We start from the raw sequence: 16,062 nt of genomic DNA on the forward strand, positions 1-16,062 counted from the left end.
TAGCCGCCCATTTGTATCTTCCGCCAGACGGAATATTCCGAGTCGAAACAAACCGATAGGATCCGCCTTATGCGCCGTTCCAAAATCGTCTGCACACTGGGCCCCGCCGTCGACTCGTACGAGCAGCTGAAAGCTCTCATCGAGGCCGGTATGAACGTGGCCCGCTTCAACATGAGCCACGGGACCCACTCCGATCACGAGGGCCGGTACCACCGGCTGCGCCAGGCGCAGGAGGACACGGGCCGGGCGATCGGCGTGCTGGCCGACCTCCAGGGCCCGAAGATCCGGCTGGAGACCTTCGCCGAGGGCCCCGTCGAGCTGGTCCGCGGTGACGAGTTCACCATCACCACCGAGGACGTCCCCGGTGACAAGACCATCTGCGGCACCACGTACAAGGGTCTGCCGGGCGATGTGTCCAAGGGCGACCAGGTCCTCATCAACGACGGCAACGTCGAACTGCGGGTCGTCGAGGTCGACGGCTCCCGGGTGAAGACGATCGTCGTCGAGGGCGGCGTCATCTCCGACCACAAGGGCATCAACCTGCCCGGCGCGGCGGTGAACGTCCCGGCGCTCTCGGAGAAGGACGTCGAGGACCTCAAGTTCGCCCTGCGGATGGGCTGCGACCTGGTCGCGCTCTCCTTCGTCCGGAACGCCGACGACGTCAAGGACGTCCACAAGGTGATGGACGAGGTGGGCCGACGCGTCCCGGTCATCGCCAAGGTCGAGAAGCCGCAGGCCGTCGAGAACATGCTGGACGTCGTGATGGCGTTCGACGGTGTGATGGTGGCCCGCGGCGACCTGGCCGTCGAGTACCCGCTCGAAAAGGTCCCGATGGTCCAGAAGCGGCTGATCGAACTCTGCCGCCGCAACGCCAAGCCGGTGATCGTCGCGACCCAGATGATGGAGTCGATGATCACCAACTCCCGGCCGACCCGCGCCGAGGCGTCCGACGTCGCCAACGCCATCCTCGACGGCGCCGACGCGGTGATGCTCTCCGCGGAGTCCTCGGTCGGCGCGTACCCCCTGGAGACGGTGAAGACGATGTCCCGCATCGTCATCGCCGCCGAGGAGGAGCTGCTCTCCAAGGGCCTCCAGCCCCTGGTCCCCGGCAAGAAGCCGCGCACCCAGGGCGGCGCCGTCGCCCGCGCGGCCTGCGAGATCGCCGACTTCCTGGACGGCAAGGCGCTGATCGCCTTCACCCAGTCCGGCGACACGGCCCGCCGCCTCTCCCGCTACCGGGTCTGCCAGCCGATCCTGGCCTTCACCACCCAGGAGTCCACCCGCAACCAGCTCACCCTGAGCTGGGGCGTCGAGTCCTTCGTGGTCCCCCATGTCGACAACACCGACGCCATGGTCGACCTGGTCGACGCGGAGCTGCTGAAGCTCCAGCGCTACAACGAGTCCGACACCATGATCATCACCGCCGGCTCCCCGCCCGGAGTCCCCGGCACGACGAACATGGTCCGGGTGCACCACCTGGGCACGCAGTCGTAACCCGACACCAGCACGTCAGCGGCGGGGCCCGGTCCATACGGACCGGGCCCCGCCGCTTTTTCCGGCCCCGGGCCGATCACGCCCCCGGGCGCTTGGCCCGTGATGATCAGCCGTCAGTATGATGCCCGGATAATCGCCGCTGGCTTGAACACGCCGGAGCCCGGCCGGGCATGAGCCGACCGGCACCTCATCCGGCTTCGGGCACCGGCGATCCCGGTTCATCAGCACAGGGGGTCCGATGACGCACGAGCCGCCCGGGGCGGATCACGACGCGCCGGGACCCGAGCGGGCTGTCCCGGCCCGGCCGACGTCACGGCTTTCGGCGTACGCGGAGATGGCACCGCCGCCCGGCGGTCAACCACCCGGCGATCAGGGGCAGACGGCGGCACAGGCACGGAACGCACCGCCGCCCGTCGGGCCCGTCGGGGGTCCGGCCGTCGAGGAATCGTCCGAGGACCGCCACCGCCGGGAGTTCGCCCAGTTGTTGGCCGGTTTCCGGGCAACAGCGGTACTGGTGCCGCTCGGTGAGGGCGAGGGCGGCAGCGAGAGCGAGGGCCCGGAGGCCCGGCAGGGCTGGCTGACGGCCGACCACAACGGAATCCGCTTCATCCTGGCCTTCACCGACGAGCAGGCGCTCGCCCGGTACGCCCGGCTGCGCGGCCGCTCCCACGAGGAGTGGACGTACCAGACGGTCCTCGGCGAGCGGCTGCTCGATGTGGCGGTACCCGCCGCCGGGATGCCGTGTGGTGTCGCGCTGAACTGCGCCGACGGGCCGCGCGGCATGGTCTTCCCGCCCGTGCGGGGGATCGTGCCGGACGAGGCGGCGATCGATTCCGAACACGCCGCACATTCCGACTATCACGAGGGGGAGCTCGGTTGAGCAACGACGGGGGCGTCGGTCCGGGGGGAAAGGACCTGCGGGCGCAGGGACTCGATCTGATAGCGAAGGGACTCACCGACGCGCTGGCCGAGTTGAAGGAACTCGGCATGGTCGGCGAGGCCGGTACCGGGCGCGGCTTCGGCGATATCGCGCTCTCCGGTCTGGAGCTGGGCCACGAGGAGGTGACGGAGAAGTTCTCCTCGTTCTGCGAGCGGTGGGAGTGGGGGGTCCGCTCACTGATCAACGAGGGCAACGAGTTCGCCCAGGGGGTCGGCCTGTCGGCGGGCACGTACTACGAGACCGAGAAGTACGTGGAGGGCTTCCTGAAGATCGGCACCAACGCGATGATCGGGAACCCGTACGCCACCGAGGACGAGGTGGTCAAGCAGGGCTGGGGCGACATCGCGACGTCCGGCACGTTCGGCGAGGCCGACTACAGCATGGAGTCGTGGGAGAAGGCCCACGCCAATGTGGAGCAGGGGTACAAGGACGCCGGGCGCGATCTGATGACCTCGCGCTTCCTGATGCACGGCCTCACCCCGCAGAACCTCCACGACGATTTCGGGGTCTCGGACGCCGACTACGACCGGTGGCTGGACAACACCTTCGGCCCCTCCCCCGAGGCCCGTGCCGAGGCGGCGCGACAGGCGCAGGGCGCCCCCGGCGGGGGCGAGGGCTGATGGGCTTCCTCGACGATCTCGAAGGCGCGGTCAACAAAGGGCTGAGCGTCGGCGAGGATCTGATCGACTCGGGCAAGGAGAAGCTCGGCGAGGCCGTCGACTACGGCAGCGACAAGCTGGGCGACGGCCTCGACTACGTCGGCCTGGACAAGGCCGGTGACTTCGTCCACAACGCGGGCGACCACATCGCGGCCGGTCTCGGCGCCACCCCGAGCGAGCAGGGTCTCGGACATACGGAGGACCCGAAGCAGCTCGTCCACGGCAAGGTGGGCGAGATCCGGGAGTCCACCAAACACCTCAAGGACTTCTACGCCGCGTTCGACCGGGTCAGCCAGGGCATGCGGAAGGTCGACTCGTCCGGCTGGCGGGGCGAGGGCGGTGACGCCTTCCAGCAGAAGGCCACCCTCCACCCGGCCAAATGGGCCAGGGCGGCGGACGCCTGCGAGCGGGCCGCGAAAGCCCTGGACGCCTACGCCGAGACCGTCAAGAGCTCGCAGGACAAGGCGCAGGACGCCATCGACACCTACCGCCGGGGGCGCAAGGCGAGCGAGACGTCGGCGAAGGCGCACAACGAGAAGATCAGGACCTACAACGCCAAGGTCCTCATGGGCGAGGACCCCGGCCCGCAGCCGGACGAGTGGGTGGACCCGGGGGTGGCCGACCGCCAGAAGGCCGAGACCATCCTGGAGGACGCCCGGCTGGTACGGAACGAGGCCGCGTCCCGTACCGCGTCCGCCATCAACGCGACCCTGGCCCACGCCCCGGCCGAGCCGCCGCCGCTGTCCCGGCTGGGCAACAACTTCCTCGACCTGAACACGGCCATCGGCCTCGAAGGCGCCCAGCTCACCGGTGGCATCGTCAAGGGCACCGCCGGACTGCTCAACTTCGCCCGGGGCCTCAATCCGATGGACCCCTACAACCTCAAGAACCCGGCCGCCTACTACCAGAACGTCAATATGACGCTCGCCGGGCTGGTCTCCACGGTCTCCCACCCCGACCGGGTCGTCCAGGCCGCGATCGACGGGTTCAAGAACAACCCCACCGAGTTCGTCGGACGCCTGCTGCCCGAGCTCGTCGGTACGAAGGGCGCGGGGTTCGCCAAGAGCGGGATGCGGCTGGGGCGGGGTGTTCCGGACACCTCACCCGACGGACCGCCGTCGCCCCAGGACGGCTTCGGCCCGCCCGGCGTGCACGGGGACGCCGCGAACCCCGGTCTGCTGGAGAAGTTCCTCGACGACCAGTTCCCGTCGCTCGACGACACGGGCGGGGGCACGGCAGGGCGGGCGGACGGCCTGGCGCCCGACGGGCAGCGGCTCTCCGACGATGCGTTCGACGCACTCAGCAATGAGCAGAAGCACGCCATCGCCTCCGCCGAGGTACGCGGTGGTGTTCGCGAACTCGCGGACGATACCGAAGCGGCCAAATTCGGCGGACAGCACTGGAACGACTACGCCGACTCCCTGCCGGAGGAATCCCGACAGGCGCTCCGGGACTACTCGGGCCCGATGTACAAGGAGATGAACGGATACCTCCGCGGCGACGCCGACATGGGTACGCCCGAGGTCCTCCGCAACATTGAGAATGCCGACAAGGCGCTGGCGGGCCGAACGGTACCGGAGGACGTCATGGTGGTCCGAGGGCAGGATGTGGGCTATCTCAAAGCCGAGAGCCCCGAAGATCTCATCGGACAGAAGATCAAGGAACCCGGTTACCTGTCGACGTCGCTCGGTGACAACGGGGCCGTATCGTCCTTCAGCGGCAAGGATGCCGTCCTGCATCTCAGGGTCCCCGAAGGGCATCCGGCCATGTGGATGGAGAATGTGAGTTACTTCAAGGGGAGCGAGCGGGAGCTACTCCTCGGACGCGACACCACGTACGAAGTGACGCGCTCCTTCGAGGACGGCGGTCAGTGGCATATCTACGGCACTGTCCTGCCGAAGAACTAGTAGAGGAAGAGCGCATGAATTCCGACCACCACAACACCGGACGCCCCCGCTTCGTCCCGATAACCACCAATCTCCGTATCTTCGAGGACGACGGTTCGGGCATGCGCATCACCGGTGGACCGCCGATTTACCAGTTCACGACCAATGGCCCGGTGGGCTATGTGGCCGTGGCCGACACCACGAACGCGGTCGTCGGCTACGTATGGTTCAACGACGAGGACGACGCGGCCGGGTGGACCCCGCTCAGGTCCGTGGGTGAACGTGCCAGCAGTCTCGGCACCAACTGGCGGGAACGGCTCAGGGCGGGCAAGGAGCGCGGCCTCACCCCGTCCCAAGCCGTGATGGAGCTGATCCAGCGGTGGCCGGACGCGAGGAATACGCATATCGTGCAGGGCTCCCTCGCCCGGGCGTCGAGTCTGCGGGAGATGCGCGAACTCGCCGGTTACTTCAACACGGGTCGCACGAGGAAGACGGCCGCCAGCTCCCTCTTCGGCCTCGCCATCGGCGATGCCATGGGATATCCGACCGAATTCCTCAACATGGAGCAGATCGCGGCCGAGTTCGGCCCCTGGACCGAGATGGGTCTGCCGCTCTCCGCGAACGATGTGGCCCGGGTGACCGACGACACCCAGATGGCGCTGGCGGTCGGCGAGGCCCTCGTAGAGGCCGCGGGCCCCCTCCACGAAGGGCGCGGTCCGCGCGAGGCCGCCGCCGCTCTCACCCCGTACAGCGTCGAGGTCGCCCTCCGTAAGCACTTCGGCGCCTGGCTGCGCGACCCCGAGAACAACCGCGCCCCCGGTGGGACCTGTCTCCGGGCCTGCGGCAATCTGGAACGCGGGATGCGCTGGCAGAACGCCACCGTCATCGGCTCCAAGGGCTGCGGCGCCAATATGCGGGTCACCCCCGTGGGACTGATCCCCGCCCTCGGCGAGGAGCAGCGCGCGGGTATCGCCCAGTTGCAGGCGGCGCTCACCCACGGCCATCCGACGGCGCTGGCGGCCAGCGATCTGACGGCGCACGCCACCTTCCTCCTCGCGCACAGGTACCCGCTCAAGGATCTGCTGTCCGAGCTTCGCGCGTACGGGCAGCGGAACCGCACCACGTATCACGGCGACTGGCTCGGCGACCTCGCCGCCAAGGCGGACGTGGCGGACCCGGCGGCCTTCATCGCCTTCGGCTGGGACGAGACCCTGCGCGCCCTCGACAAGGCGGCCGACGCGCTGCGGGTCAAGGACATCGAGCGCGACCCGTCGGAGGCCGTGGGGCCCGGCTGGATCGCCGAGGAGGCGCTGGCCACGGCCCTGTACTGCCTGCTCGTCGACAAGTACGACGGCCATCCGCGCACGGTGGTCATGCGGGCCTCGCACTCGTCCGGCGACTCGGACTCCATCGCCGCCCTGGCCGGTGCCTTCGCCGGGGCCAAGCGCGGCAGCACGTCCTGGCCGCCGGAGTGGCGCGAGGCCATCGAGTACAAGGAGCGCATCAGTGCGCTCGCCTCGGTCTGGGACTCCGTCGACTGACCGTCGGAGAAAGTCCGAGAGAGCAAGAGAGAAGAACAGATGTCGGTTACGGACCCGGCGGACCCCGCCCGGCGGGCGGCCGCCTGGCTGGGCGGCACGTACGGCGGACTCGTCGAACTCGCCGCGCCCCGACCCGTCTGCGAGACGGAGACGGCGTGGCTGATGTCCTGCCGCACCCTGGCCCAGCCGGGTTTCCCGCGTACCCCCATGCTGGCGTCGTCCGTCGTCGTACCCAAGATCGGCGGCCATCCCTTCCACCCGGCCCCGAACGACCTGTTCGCCGATCTCCAGCCGGTGCCACCGCTGGAGGCGGCCGAGCGGATCACGGGCCAGAGCCGGCGGATCAACGCCCGCGGGTCCGTCGCCGCCCTCCACGCCACGCTCGACGGCTTTCCGTCGCGCCCCGTCCTGTGGCAGCCGGGGCACGAGGCGCCCGGCTGGTGGACCAGGCTGCGCCGCCGGTACTTCCCCCGCTTCGAGCCGATCGCGGTGGACGGCTGGCACGACGTCGTCCGGGCCGTCGAGGAGCCGGGGCCCGACACCCGCGGACTGGTCTGGGTCCGGCGGGCGATGGGCGGCCACGAGATATCGGGCCATCTGGTCTATGCGCAGAACCTGCGGGGGCGGGCCGTCTTCCTCGACGCGCTCACCGCCTCGCTCGCCCGGCTCGACACCCGGTGGGTGCGCGAGATCGTCCTCGTACGGAGACTCCCCGGCGCGGAGGGCTGAGACAGAGGCCGGACGGGCCGTGGACCATACCTGAAATGGCCCACGGCCCGCCCGTGGTCCGCGCGGTCCCGGGTCGTCGTGTCCCGGGGCCGGGAGGAGTCTACGAGGACGTGTCGCCGTCCGTGAGGTAGTTGCGCAGACCGGGGATGGTCAGGGTGCCGCCGAACTGGCCGGCCTGTCGGATCGTCACATCCGTGAAGAACGCGAACGGGATGTTCAGCGGTGGCGGGGTCGCGGGGCTGAAGGTGACCGGGATGATGCCGAACAGGTCGCCCTTCAGCTCCTCCGTGTACATGGTCACCGTACCGTCCCGGATCGTGGACGTGGAGCCGGGGCGGGCCCGGGCGTGCATGGTGCGGCCCATCGTGGCGACCGTCAGCTGGTGCAGGTCCTTGATGTCGAGACTGCTCGCGGTGAATTTGAGGGCGGGCTTGAGCCCGCCGCTGCCGGTGCGGACCTGGACGATGCCGTGGTAGTCGAGGCCCCTGAGGGTGAGCCGGGTGCTCTCCAGGGTCCACGGGTCGTCCGGCAGGCCGGGGATGCCGCTTTCCTCCTTCGCCGCCGCAAGTGCCTCCGGGTCCGCCTCGGGGCACGGGAAGCGCGGCACGGCGCCGTCGGGGATGTCCGTGTCCGGGCGGGGTTCGAGGCTCTTGGCGGCCTCGTCCAGCTCCTCCACGTCGGCGCCGACCCGGCGGGCCGCGTCGGTGATGGACTTCTTCGTACGGTCCGTCGTGCCGCCGTCTCGGCCGGTGTCGCCGGGCCGGTGCGCGGGGTCCTTCGCGGCGGGCCGCTGGGTGGTGCCGGGCTTCGGCCGCTGCCCGGCGGCCGGTCCCGTAGCCGTCGGGTCGGGCTTCGGCGTGGGCTTCGGCGTCGGCTTGGGCTTGGGTTTCGCGGCGGGGGGCGCGGGTGTCCCGCCCGGGCCGTCGGAGTCGTCCGGGTCGTCCGGATCCTCGGGGTCCTCCGGCTCATCGACGTCGTCCGGGTCGAACAGATCCTTGATGGCGTCGCCGAGACCCAGCGGATCCCAGGGGTCGTACGTCTTCCCCGGGCTCGGCTTCGCCGAAGGCGGGGACGCGGGCGCGAGCGCGGGCGGGGACGTACGCGCGGACGCGGGTGTGCCTCCGGGCCCCGGCGGCGCCGAAGCGGTCGACGGTACGGCCGTCGACCGAGCGGCCGTCGACCGAGCGGCCTTCGACGGAGCGGCGGTCGGTGGTGCGGCGGCCTTCTTCCTGACCGCGCCCTCCGGCGTCACGGCACCGTCCGGTACGCCCGTATCCCCGGTGTCACCCGGACCGCCCGGCTCCCCTCCCGTGCCGCCCTCCCCGGCCTCACCGGCCTCACCCGACTCACCGGGCCTCGGGTCCGGGGCGGATGACGCCCCCGGCGACGGGGTGTCGGACGGTTCGGCCGTACCGGACGGGCCCGGTGCCGGCTTCTCCCCGGGCGATGGCTCGTCCGAACGCGTCACACAGGGCCCGGGGGCGTACGGGATCCGGTCGTCGGCTATCGCCAGGCGCGGGGTGAGCCCCATACCCATCAGTACGGCCGTCGGCATGGCCGCGAGCGCGATGACCTTGCCCGTCGGGGTCTGGAGCTTGCTCAGCAGGGACTTGCGGGGGGCCGCGTGCCGGGGGCCCTCGCGGCCGTGCGGGCCGGTCGTCCCGGCCGGATCCGGCGGAGTGACATCACCCTGCACTGTTCCTCCCGCCGTCGGGCTCTGTGGTGGTGGACTCCCCGGATACCTCCGTCTTCTCCACGGAGACGGGCGGCGTCACGGACTCGGCCGGTACGGCCGGAGCGGACACCACCGCGACACCTCTGGTCAATGGATCGGGGTCGGCGTCCTGTGGCGGGACCGGCTCACCGGGTGCCCAGGCGACCGAGAGCGCACCGCCGACCAGGGCCAGTACGAAGCCGATCAGGAAGCCGCCGAGATTGGCGACGGGAATGGAGATCAGCGCCAGCAGGATCGCGGCGATCCCGGCGAAGACCCGGACGATGTGGTGGAACCACATGGTGAATCCGAGGGTGACCAGCAGTACACCGATGATCAACGACGCCGCCCCCGCCGTGGTCGACAGGGAGAGGGTGACATGCCCGAGCTTGAGGGTCGCGTAGGGGAAGTAGGCGATCGGGACCCCGCCGAGCATGGTGAACAGCCCCGCCCAGAACGGCCGCTGCCCCCGCCAGTCACGGAACCGCCGCCGGATCGCGCGAAGGACGTTCTCGTTCCGCCCGGTGGCCATGGAGTCGGCGCTCATGGAAAAACAGCTCCCTGGAACTGGTGTCGCTGGTGGTGAGTGGGGCGGGCGGTCACAGCCGCACCGGTGTCACCGCCCGCCCGGGAAGGTGCCCGCCCCAGGCCCCCTTCTGCTGCGGAGGAGGACCTAGAAACACTCGACTCCGGGGCCGGAGCCCTTCTTGATCTTCATATCCAGACCGCCGAGCGTGAATGTGCCCGCCGTGGTGGCCCACGCCCGCTGTTCCACCTCGGTGAGCACGGCCTCGTCGGCCTGCTGGGCGAACCCGTTGGGCTGGATCTCGTTCTTGACGGCGGGCCCCTTCCCCACCCCGTTCCCGTCGTCGGTGTGCTTGGCGGCGATACCGATGTCGATTTCGGTGAACGTGGCATCACCCTTGAGTTCGGTGATGTCCAGATAGAGGTTCTTGGCGGTGACGGACTTGTCGCCGTAACCCGCCTTCAACTGAAGGGTGAAGGTGCCCAGCAGCGGCACCTTGGTGACCACCGACTGGCACATGTCCTCGATCGTCGCGGACTTGAAGGTCGAGACCATGACGGGCCGCCCGATCGTCTCGTCCCCTTCGGGCTCCGCGTACGCGTTGACCACGCCCCCGTACTGAGAGAACCCCTTGCCCTCCAGATAACCGGCCCTCACCTTGAACTCCTGGCCCGACACGGCGAAGGACGCCGCGAGCGCCCCCTGAGCCAGGCCGACGCCGATCGCGGCCGTGGCGGCCACACTCGGCACCATGACTATGGCGAACCTTTTCCATCTGGTTCCGCCACGAGCCACAGACTCCATGACTGTTCCTCCTTCTCGGACGTACCACCCCGGAGGCGGACGACGGACGCCCGTCCGGAGATGGGAGAAGTGCTACGTCCTCGGGAAGGAGAGCGCTTGCGGTCCGGGCGCGCAGCGCGTCCGGAACACCGGCGATCACCCCCGAGCGACAACCACTGATCACGCCTGACGCGTCATGCGCAACCTCGGTTCGGACAGGCCCTGCCGTACGGAGTCGTACAGGCGACAGGTACCCCCCTGTCCGCGTCCGGCGTGCCGCCGGCCGGCCCGATGGGGACCCACCGATCGCGGGGGCACGGCGGCAACCGGGCCGGTGCGATAGTGGACCGAGCGTGCCGATCGTGGTGCATTCCGAGCCGTGACACAAGGGGCTTGGTTACTGGCCAGTAACTCTTCGGCGACCACCACCCCGTCACGCCACTCCGGGCAGCCACACAGGGTGCGGCGCCACCCACGCCAGAAGCGGTGAAAGCCATCAAAAACGGGATGCGGGACGACAGTTGACTTACTGCGAGTAACAGGGCTCCACTTTACCAATTTTTGGTAAAGCGCTTTCATCACCCTTCACGCACGCCCCGGAGGCGGCCCGGAATCCGCACCTCCGCGCCCGGCGCCACCGCGCGCGGAGGCCCGCCGCCGACCGGCCCCCGGGGCGGACCCGGCGGCCGGTCGTGACAGCGGTTCAGCGGTTCAGGGATTCAGCGCCGCAGGGGTTCAGAACAGTACGCGCGCCAGCGCCCCGCGGGCCGCCGTGACCCGGGGGTCGTCCGACCCGACGACCTCGAACAGCTCCAGCAGCCGGACCCGCGCGGCGTCGCGCTCCTCGCCCGCGGTCCGCCGGACCGTCTCGATCAGCCGCCCGAAGGCATCCTCGACATGACCGCCGACGAGATCGAGATCGGCCGCCGCGATCTGGGCGACGACATCACCGGGCCGGGCCGCCGCGTCCTGGCGCACCTGCTGGGCGTTCAGATCCTTGACCCGGCCCAGCAGTTCGGCCTGGGCCAGCCCCAGCTTGGCCTCCGTATTGCCCGGATCGTCCGAGAGCACGTTCTTGTACGCCCGTACGGCGCCCGCGAAGTCACCGGCGTCCAGGGCGTCGACGGCGGCGGAGAGCAGGGAGTCGTAGGGCCCCGGAGGCGCGGCCTGCGGCTCGGCGGAACCGCCGTCGGCACCCGGGTCGACGGTGATCCCGGTCAGCCCGAACCGCTGCTCGGCGACCTCGATCAGCTGGTCCAGCGTGGCCCGGATCTGCTCCTCGGGCGCGGCACCCTGGAACAGCGGCAGCGCCTGGCCCGCGACCACGGCGAAGACGGCCGGGATGCCCTGGATGCCGAACTGCTGCATCAGCGTCTGGTTGGCGTCGACATCGATCTTGGCGAGCACGAAGCGCCCGTTGTACTCCACGGCCAGCCGCTCCAGCAGCGGGCCGAGCTGCTTGCAGGGCTGGCACCACTCGGCCCAGAAGTCGAGGACGACCGGTACCTCGGCCGACCGCTGGACGACATCGCGGTCGAAGCCCGTCTCGTCGACGTCGATCACCAGGCCGGAGGGGGCGACGGCCCCGCCACCGCCCTGGCGCGCGGCCTCGGCACGGGCCTGCTCCGCCTTGGCCTTGGCCTCGTTGGCCGCCTTCACCGCGGCGAGGTCGACGACACCGCTCATGGACATGTTCCTAGGCTGCATGGGTACATCCTCCCCCCTTCGCGCGCGCAAGTGAAAAGCACGGTGTGAAAACCCCGCCACCGCTGTCCGGAACAGCTCGGACGAGCGGGTCCCCGGGGGTCGTACGGTCCTGCGGTGGCGCGCGGTCCCCACCACGCGCCGGTGGCTGTCGCGAAGAAGGCCGCGAACGCGCCCCGCGGCCTCGCGGCGGGAGGGGCGCCAACGCTTTCGCTACGCGTCGTAGCGTAACGGTGGCGGCACTCTACCGTGCCGGACCCCCGCCGTGAACTGGATCACAAGGATCCGTCTACCCGCGGGTATGGTCACTCGTCATGCAGAGTCGGCAGAGCCGCCGGAACCACAGGGGACGTCCCAGGACCGCCGGGACCGATACGGCGATCCTGGACGCGACCCGCGCCACCCTGGTCGACCTCGGCTGGTCGAAGCTGACCATGGGCGAGGTCGCGGCCAGGGCCGGGATCGCCAAGACCACCCTCTACCGCCGCTGGGACAACAAGAACGACCTCGTCGTCGACGCGGTCGCCGTCCTCTTCGACGAGCTGAGACCGCCCGACCGGGGCAGTCTCGCCGCCGATATGGAGGATGTCGTCCTCCAGTTCGCGGCGCTGCTGGAACGCCCGGAGGCCCGGACCGCCCTGATGGCGGTGGTCGCCGAGGGCACCCGGGACGACGCGCTGCGCCGCCGGATCCGCTCGGCGATCGTGGACCGCCAGAAGCGGCTGGTCCTCCAGGGGCGGGCCCGGGCCCAGGCCCGGGGCGAACTGCCGTACCGCGACGGCGGCCCCGGCCCGGCGGACGGCCCGGCGGCCGACAGCGGGCGCGAAGACGGACACGAGCCCGAGCCCGACCTCCGTACGACGGAACCCGAGACCGCGGCCGGCGCCGAGAGCGACACCGAGGCCGATCTGATCTTCGATGTGGTCGCGGGCGCGGTGGTCCACCGGACCCTGGTCAGCTCCGCGCCCGTGGACACCGCCTGGGCCCGCTCCCTGACGTCCCTGCTGCTCGGCGGACTCCTCCCACCGCCCCGCTGACCACGGGCCCGGAGACCGCCCGCCTCCGGGCCGCAGGCCCTCGTACCGCTCGATACCGCTCGGAACCGCTCAGAACCCCGGCGGTTCCGTGTACGTCCCCCACTCGTCCCGCAGCACCCCGCAGATCTCGCCCAGGGTGGCCTCCGCGCGGACCGCGTCCAGCATCGGGCCGATCATGTTGGCCCCGCTCCTGGCCGCCGTCAGCATCGCGTCCAGGGACGACCGGACCCGGGCGTCGTCGCGGTGGGTGCGCCGGTCGGCCAGGACCCGGACCTGCTCGCGTTCCACCTCGTGGCTGACCCGCAGGATCTCCAGATCGCCGGTGACGGAGCCGTGGTGCACATTGACGCCGACGACCCGCTTCTCCCCCTTCTCCAGCGACTGCTGGTAGCGGAAGGCGGATTCCGCGATCTCCCCGGTGAACCAGCCGTCCTCGATCCCGCGCAGGATCCCGGAGGTGACCGGTCCGATCGGGTGCCGCCCGTCGGGATGGGCCCGGCGGCCCCGCTCCTCGATCCGCTCGAAGATCCGTTCCGCGTCGGCCTCGATCCGGTCGGTGAGCTGCTCCACGTACCAGGAGCCGCCGAGCGGGTCGGCGACATTGGCGACGCCGACCTCCTCCATCAGCACCTGCTGGGTGCGCAGGGCGATCTCGGCGGCCTGGGCGCTGGGCAGGGCCAGGGTCTCGTCGAGGGCGTTGGTGTGCAGCGACTGGGTGCCGCCGAGGACCGCCGAAAGGGCCTCGACCGCGGTCCGTACGACGTTGTTGTACGGCTGCTGCGCGGTGAGCGACACACCCGCGGTCTGGGTGTGGAAGCGGAGCCACTGCGCCTTGTCGCTGCGGGCGCCGTAGACGTCGCGCATCCAGCGCGCCCAGATCCGCCGGGCGGCCCGGAACTTGGCGATCTCCTCGAAGAAGTCGAGATGGGCGTCGAAGAAGAAGGAGAGTCCGGGCGCGAAGACGTCCACGTCGAGGCCGCGGCTCAGACCCAGCTCGACATAGCCGAAGCCGTCGGCGAGGGTGTACGCCAGCTCCTGCGCGGCCGTCGCCCCGGCCTCGCGGATGTGGTAGCCGGAGACGGAGAGCGGCTTGTAGGCGGGGATGCCCGCCGCGCAGTGCTCCATCAGATCGCCGATCAGCCGCAGATGCGGCTCGGGCTCGAAGAGCCACTCCTTCTGGGCGATGTACTCCTTGAAGATGTCCGTCTGGAGCGTGCCGTTCAGTACGGCCGGATCGACACCCTGGCGCTCCGCCGCGACGAGGTACATACAGAAGACGGGGACGGCGGGTCCGCTGATCGTCATCGAGGTGGTGACGTCGCCGAGCGGGATGTCCTTGAAGAGGACCTCCATATCGGCGGCGGAGTCGATGGCGACCCCGCAGTGTCCGACCTCGCCGAGGGAGCGGGGGTCGTCGGAGTCCCGGCCCATCAGGGTGGGCATGTCGAACGCGACCGAGAGCCCGCCGCCGCCCGCGGCCAGGATCATCTTGTAGCGCTCATTGGTCTGCTCGGCGTTGCCGAACCCGGCGAACTGGCGGATGGTCCAGGTCCGGCCCCGGTAGCCGGTCGGATGGAGCCCCCGGGTGTACGGGTACTCCCCCGGCCAGCCGATCCGCTCGAATCCCTCGTACGTGTCACCCGGCCGCGGCCCGTAGACCGGCTCGACCGGGTCGCCGGAGAGCGTCGTGAAGTCCGCGTCGCGCTTGCGGGCCTTGTCGTAGCGGGCCTGCCAGCGCCGGCGGCCCTCCTCAATGGCGTCAGCGTCCATACAGCCAATTTACTAGGACGTCCTAGTAAATGTCGATGGAAGAACGCCGTACGAGGGAACCGTACGGCGTTCGGGTACCTCGGCCCCGGTTCCCCGGGGGCGACTACGCCTGGACGGGCTCCGCTGCCGCACCGTCGATCAGGGCCTGGGTCTCCCGGCTGATCTTCGGCTCGACGAAGAAGGACGCCACCGGGATGCATCCGGCCGCCAGCACCCACAGCAGCTTGCCGAAGGGCCACTTCGCCTTGGAGCCCAGATCGAAGGCGAAGATCACATAAACGATGAAGAGGACACCGTGGATCTGGGAGATCACCATGGTGTCGCCGGTCTCGAAGCCGTACTTCAGCACGATGGCGCCGGTGAACACCAGAAGCCAGACGGCGGTGATGTACGCCATCACCCGGTAGCGGGTCAGCACGGTTTGTTTCATGGCGCCGAGCCTAACGGGGCGCGGATACCACCTCGCGGCCGGGGGTGTCCAGCCCCGGCGCGCGCCGGAGCGCCGGAGGGCGCCCGGGGAGCGCGTACGAGCTCACCGGGGCACCGGGCCCCGCGAGGCCGCCGGGACCCGCCGTCCCCCCGGGGTCACGCCTCGTCGAAGTCCTGGGCGGCCACCCGCAGCGGCCGCAGCATCGCGAAGATCTCCGCGCACTCGTCGGCGTCGTACGCGCCGAGGCCGAAGTCCATGGCCATCAGGTCCCGGGTGGCGGCCTCGACGACCTCCCGGCCCCTTTCGGTGATGGACGCCAGGGTGCCGCGGCCGTCGTTGGGATTGGGCCGCTTGGCCACCAGACCCGACCTGACCAGCCGGTCGACCGTGTTGGTGACGGAGGTGGGGTGGACCATCAGCCGCTCGCCGATCTTGGACATCGGCAGCTCACCGGCCTTGGAGAAGGTGAGCAGCACCAGCGCCTCGTACCGGGCGAAGGTGAGCCCGTACGGCCTGACGACGGCATCGACCTCGGCCAGCAGGATCTGGTGGGCCCGCATGATCGAGGTGATCGCGGCCATCGAGGGCACCGGGCCCCAGCGCTGCCGCCACAGCTCGTCGGCGCGGGCGATCGGGTCGAAGGAGAGGCTGAGCGGCTTGGACACGGGCCGACCCTATCGAGTGACCGCCGAAGCGTGGGGCCCGTCTCGCCCTTCGAACCCCGCCGGGCCCGGGACCGCCCGTGACCGTACGCGCCCCGGGCCCGCCCGGCGACAAGGCCCTCGGCTGGCAGACCATCGAACTCCCGGCCAACGCGAAGCTCGCGAGCTTCACCTTCGAAGTCATCGA

The 16,062-nt window shown here is 70.3% G+C and carries 14 protein-coding genes; 7 read left to right on the top strand and 7 right to left on the bottom strand.

The genetic code is table 11. The annotated features are described in order from the left end of the window. Positions 1-69: 69 nt before the first annotated feature. The 6 genes from pyk (at position 70) to ABZ714_RS18560 (ending at position 7,249) form a co-directional block, all read left to right on the top strand. Positions 70-1,494, top strand: coding sequence for a pyruvate kinase (gene pyk, locus ABZ714_RS18535; RefSeq protein WP_358826307.1), 1,425 nt, complete (start codon positions 70-72; stop codon positions 1,492-1,494). Between the two features lie 238 nt (positions 1,495-1,732). Then, positions 1,733-2,374, top strand: coding sequence for a hypothetical protein (locus tag ABZ714_RS18540; RefSeq protein ID WP_358826308.1), 642 nt, complete (start codon positions 1,733-1,735; stop codon positions 2,372-2,374). Continuing rightward, positions 2,371-3,054, top strand: a complete 684-nt coding sequence (locus tag ABZ714_RS18545; protein ID WP_358826309.1) for a hypothetical protein — start codon at positions 2,371-2,373, stop codon at positions 3,052-3,054. The genes ABZ714_RS18540 and ABZ714_RS18545 overlap by 4 nt, the downstream gene beginning before the upstream one ends. Continuing rightward, positions 3,054-5,000 carry a putative T7SS-secreted protein gene (locus ABZ714_RS18550; protein ID WP_358826310.1) on the top strand — a complete coding sequence of 649 codons (1,947 nt, stop codon included), beginning with the start codon at positions 3,054-3,056 and terminating at the stop codon, positions 4,998-5,000. The genes ABZ714_RS18545 and ABZ714_RS18550 overlap by 1 nt, the downstream gene beginning before the upstream one ends. Before the next feature lie 425 nt (positions 5,001-5,425). After that, positions 5,426-6,520 carry an ADP-ribosylglycohydrolase family protein gene (locus ABZ714_RS18555; protein ID WP_358826324.1) on the top strand — a complete coding sequence of 365 codons (1,095 nt, stop codon included), beginning with the start codon at positions 5,426-5,428 and terminating at the stop codon, positions 6,518-6,520. Between the two features lie 39 nt (positions 6,521-6,559). Continuing rightward, entirely contained in the window at positions 6,560-7,249 is a 690-nt protein-coding gene (locus ABZ714_RS18560) for a toxin glutamine deamidase domain-containing protein (RefSeq protein ID WP_358826311.1), read from the top strand. A 100-nt stretch (positions 7,250-7,349) separates the two neighbouring features. Here ABZ714_RS18560 and ABZ714_RS18565 read toward each other — a convergent pair whose 3' ends face one another. From ABZ714_RS18565 to ABZ714_RS18580, 4 genes are all read right to left on the bottom strand, one after another. Next, complete coding sequence (locus ABZ714_RS18565; RefSeq protein WP_358826312.1) at positions 7,350-8,945, bottom strand: hypothetical protein; 1,596 nt, start codon at positions 8,943-8,945, stop codon at positions 7,350-7,352. Beyond that, positions 8,935-9,510: a DUF6114 domain-containing protein gene (locus tag ABZ714_RS18570; protein ID WP_358826313.1), complete on the bottom strand. Its 576-nt coding sequence runs from the start codon at positions 9,508-9,510 to the stop codon at positions 8,935-8,937. Before ABZ714_RS18570 ends, ABZ714_RS18565 begins: the two co-directional genes overlap by 11 nt. 126 nt (positions 9,511-9,636) lie before the next feature. After that, positions 9,637-10,293: a DUF6230 family protein gene (locus tag ABZ714_RS18575; RefSeq protein WP_358826314.1), complete on the bottom strand. Its 657-nt coding sequence runs from the start codon at positions 10,291-10,293 to the stop codon at positions 9,637-9,639. A 714-nt stretch (positions 10,294-11,007) separates the two neighbouring features. Next, on the bottom strand, positions 11,008-11,979 hold the full coding sequence (locus ABZ714_RS18580; protein WP_358826315.1) for a tetratricopeptide repeat protein: 972 nt from the start codon (positions 11,977-11,979) through the stop codon (positions 11,008-11,010). Positions 11,980-12,290: 311 nt separating this feature from the next. On the opposite strand from ABZ714_RS18580, the gene ABZ714_RS18585 reads away from it, so the two are divergent. Next, a complete protein-coding gene (locus tag ABZ714_RS18585) occupies positions 12,291-13,013 on the top strand; it encodes a TetR/AcrR family transcriptional regulator (protein ID WP_358826316.1) in 723 nt (240 codons plus the stop codon). 69 nt (positions 13,014-13,082) lie between these two features. Here the strand turns inward: ABZ714_RS18585 and ABZ714_RS18590 are convergent, their stop codons facing one another. The 3 genes from ABZ714_RS18590 to ABZ714_RS18600 all read right to left on the bottom strand — a co-directional run bounded on the left by ABZ714_RS18590 (position 13,083) and on the right by ABZ714_RS18600 (position 15,878). Further along, positions 13,083-14,783, bottom strand: coding sequence for a methylmalonyl-CoA mutase family protein (locus ABZ714_RS18590; protein ID WP_358826317.1), 1,701 nt, complete (start codon positions 14,781-14,783; stop codon positions 13,083-13,085). Between the two features lie 103 nt (positions 14,784-14,886). Beyond that, positions 14,887-15,213, bottom strand: a complete 327-nt coding sequence (locus ABZ714_RS18595; protein WP_358826318.1) for a DUF3817 domain-containing protein — start codon at positions 15,211-15,213, stop codon at positions 14,887-14,889. 155 nt (positions 15,214-15,368) lie between these two features. Beyond that, positions 15,369-15,878: a MarR family transcriptional regulator gene (locus ABZ714_RS18600; protein WP_358826319.1), complete on the bottom strand. Its 510-nt coding sequence runs from the start codon at positions 15,876-15,878 to the stop codon at positions 15,369-15,371. Positions 15,879-16,062: the final 184 nt, after the last annotated feature.

Source organism: Streptomyces sp. NPDC006798 (genome assembly GCF_040635975.1).
Taxonomy (GTDB): Bacteria; Actinomycetota; Actinomycetes; order Streptomycetales; family Streptomycetaceae; genus Streptomyces.

Bases quoted from the DNA above. Each gene is read 5' to 3' on its own strand.
- ABZ714_RS18560 (WP_358826311.1), top strand. From the start codon at position 6,560: ATGTCGGTTACGGACCCGGCGGACCCCGCCCGGCGGGCGGCCGCCTGG.
- ABZ714_RS18575 (WP_358826314.1), bottom strand. From the start codon at position 10,293: ATGGAGTCTGTGGCTCGTGGCGGAACCAGATGGAAAAGGTTCGCCATA.
- ABZ714_RS18580 (WP_358826315.1), bottom strand. From the start codon at position 11,979: ATGCAGCCTAGGAACATGTCCATGAGCGGTGTCGTCGACCTCGCCGCG.
- ABZ714_RS18590 (WP_358826317.1), bottom strand. From the start codon at position 14,783: ATGGACGCTGACGCCATTGAGGAGGGCCGCCGGCGCTGGCAGGCCCGC.
- ABZ714_RS18540 (WP_358826308.1), top strand. From the start codon at position 1,733: ATGACGCACGAGCCGCCCGGGGCGGATCACGACGCGCCGGGACCCGAG.
- ABZ714_RS18570 (WP_358826313.1), bottom strand. From the start codon at position 9,510: ATGAGCGCCGACTCCATGGCCACCGGGCGGAACGAGAACGTCCTTCGC.
- ABZ714_RS18585 (WP_358826316.1), top strand. From the start codon at position 12,291: ATGCAGAGTCGGCAGAGCCGCCGGAACCACAGGGGACGTCCCAGGACC.
- ABZ714_RS18595 (WP_358826318.1), bottom strand. From the start codon at position 15,213: ATGAAACAAACCGTGCTGACCCGCTACCGGGTGATGGCGTACATCACC.
- pyk (WP_358826307.1), top strand. From the start codon at position 70: ATGCGCCGTTCCAAAATCGTCTGCACACTGGGCCCCGCCGTCGACTCG.
- ABZ714_RS18550 (WP_358826310.1), top strand. From the start codon at position 3,054: ATGGGCTTCCTCGACGATCTCGAAGGCGCGGTCAACAAAGGGCTGAGC.
- ABZ714_RS18555 (WP_358826324.1), top strand. From the start codon at position 5,426: ATGCGCGAACTCGCCGGTTACTTCAACACGGGTCGCACGAGGAAGACG.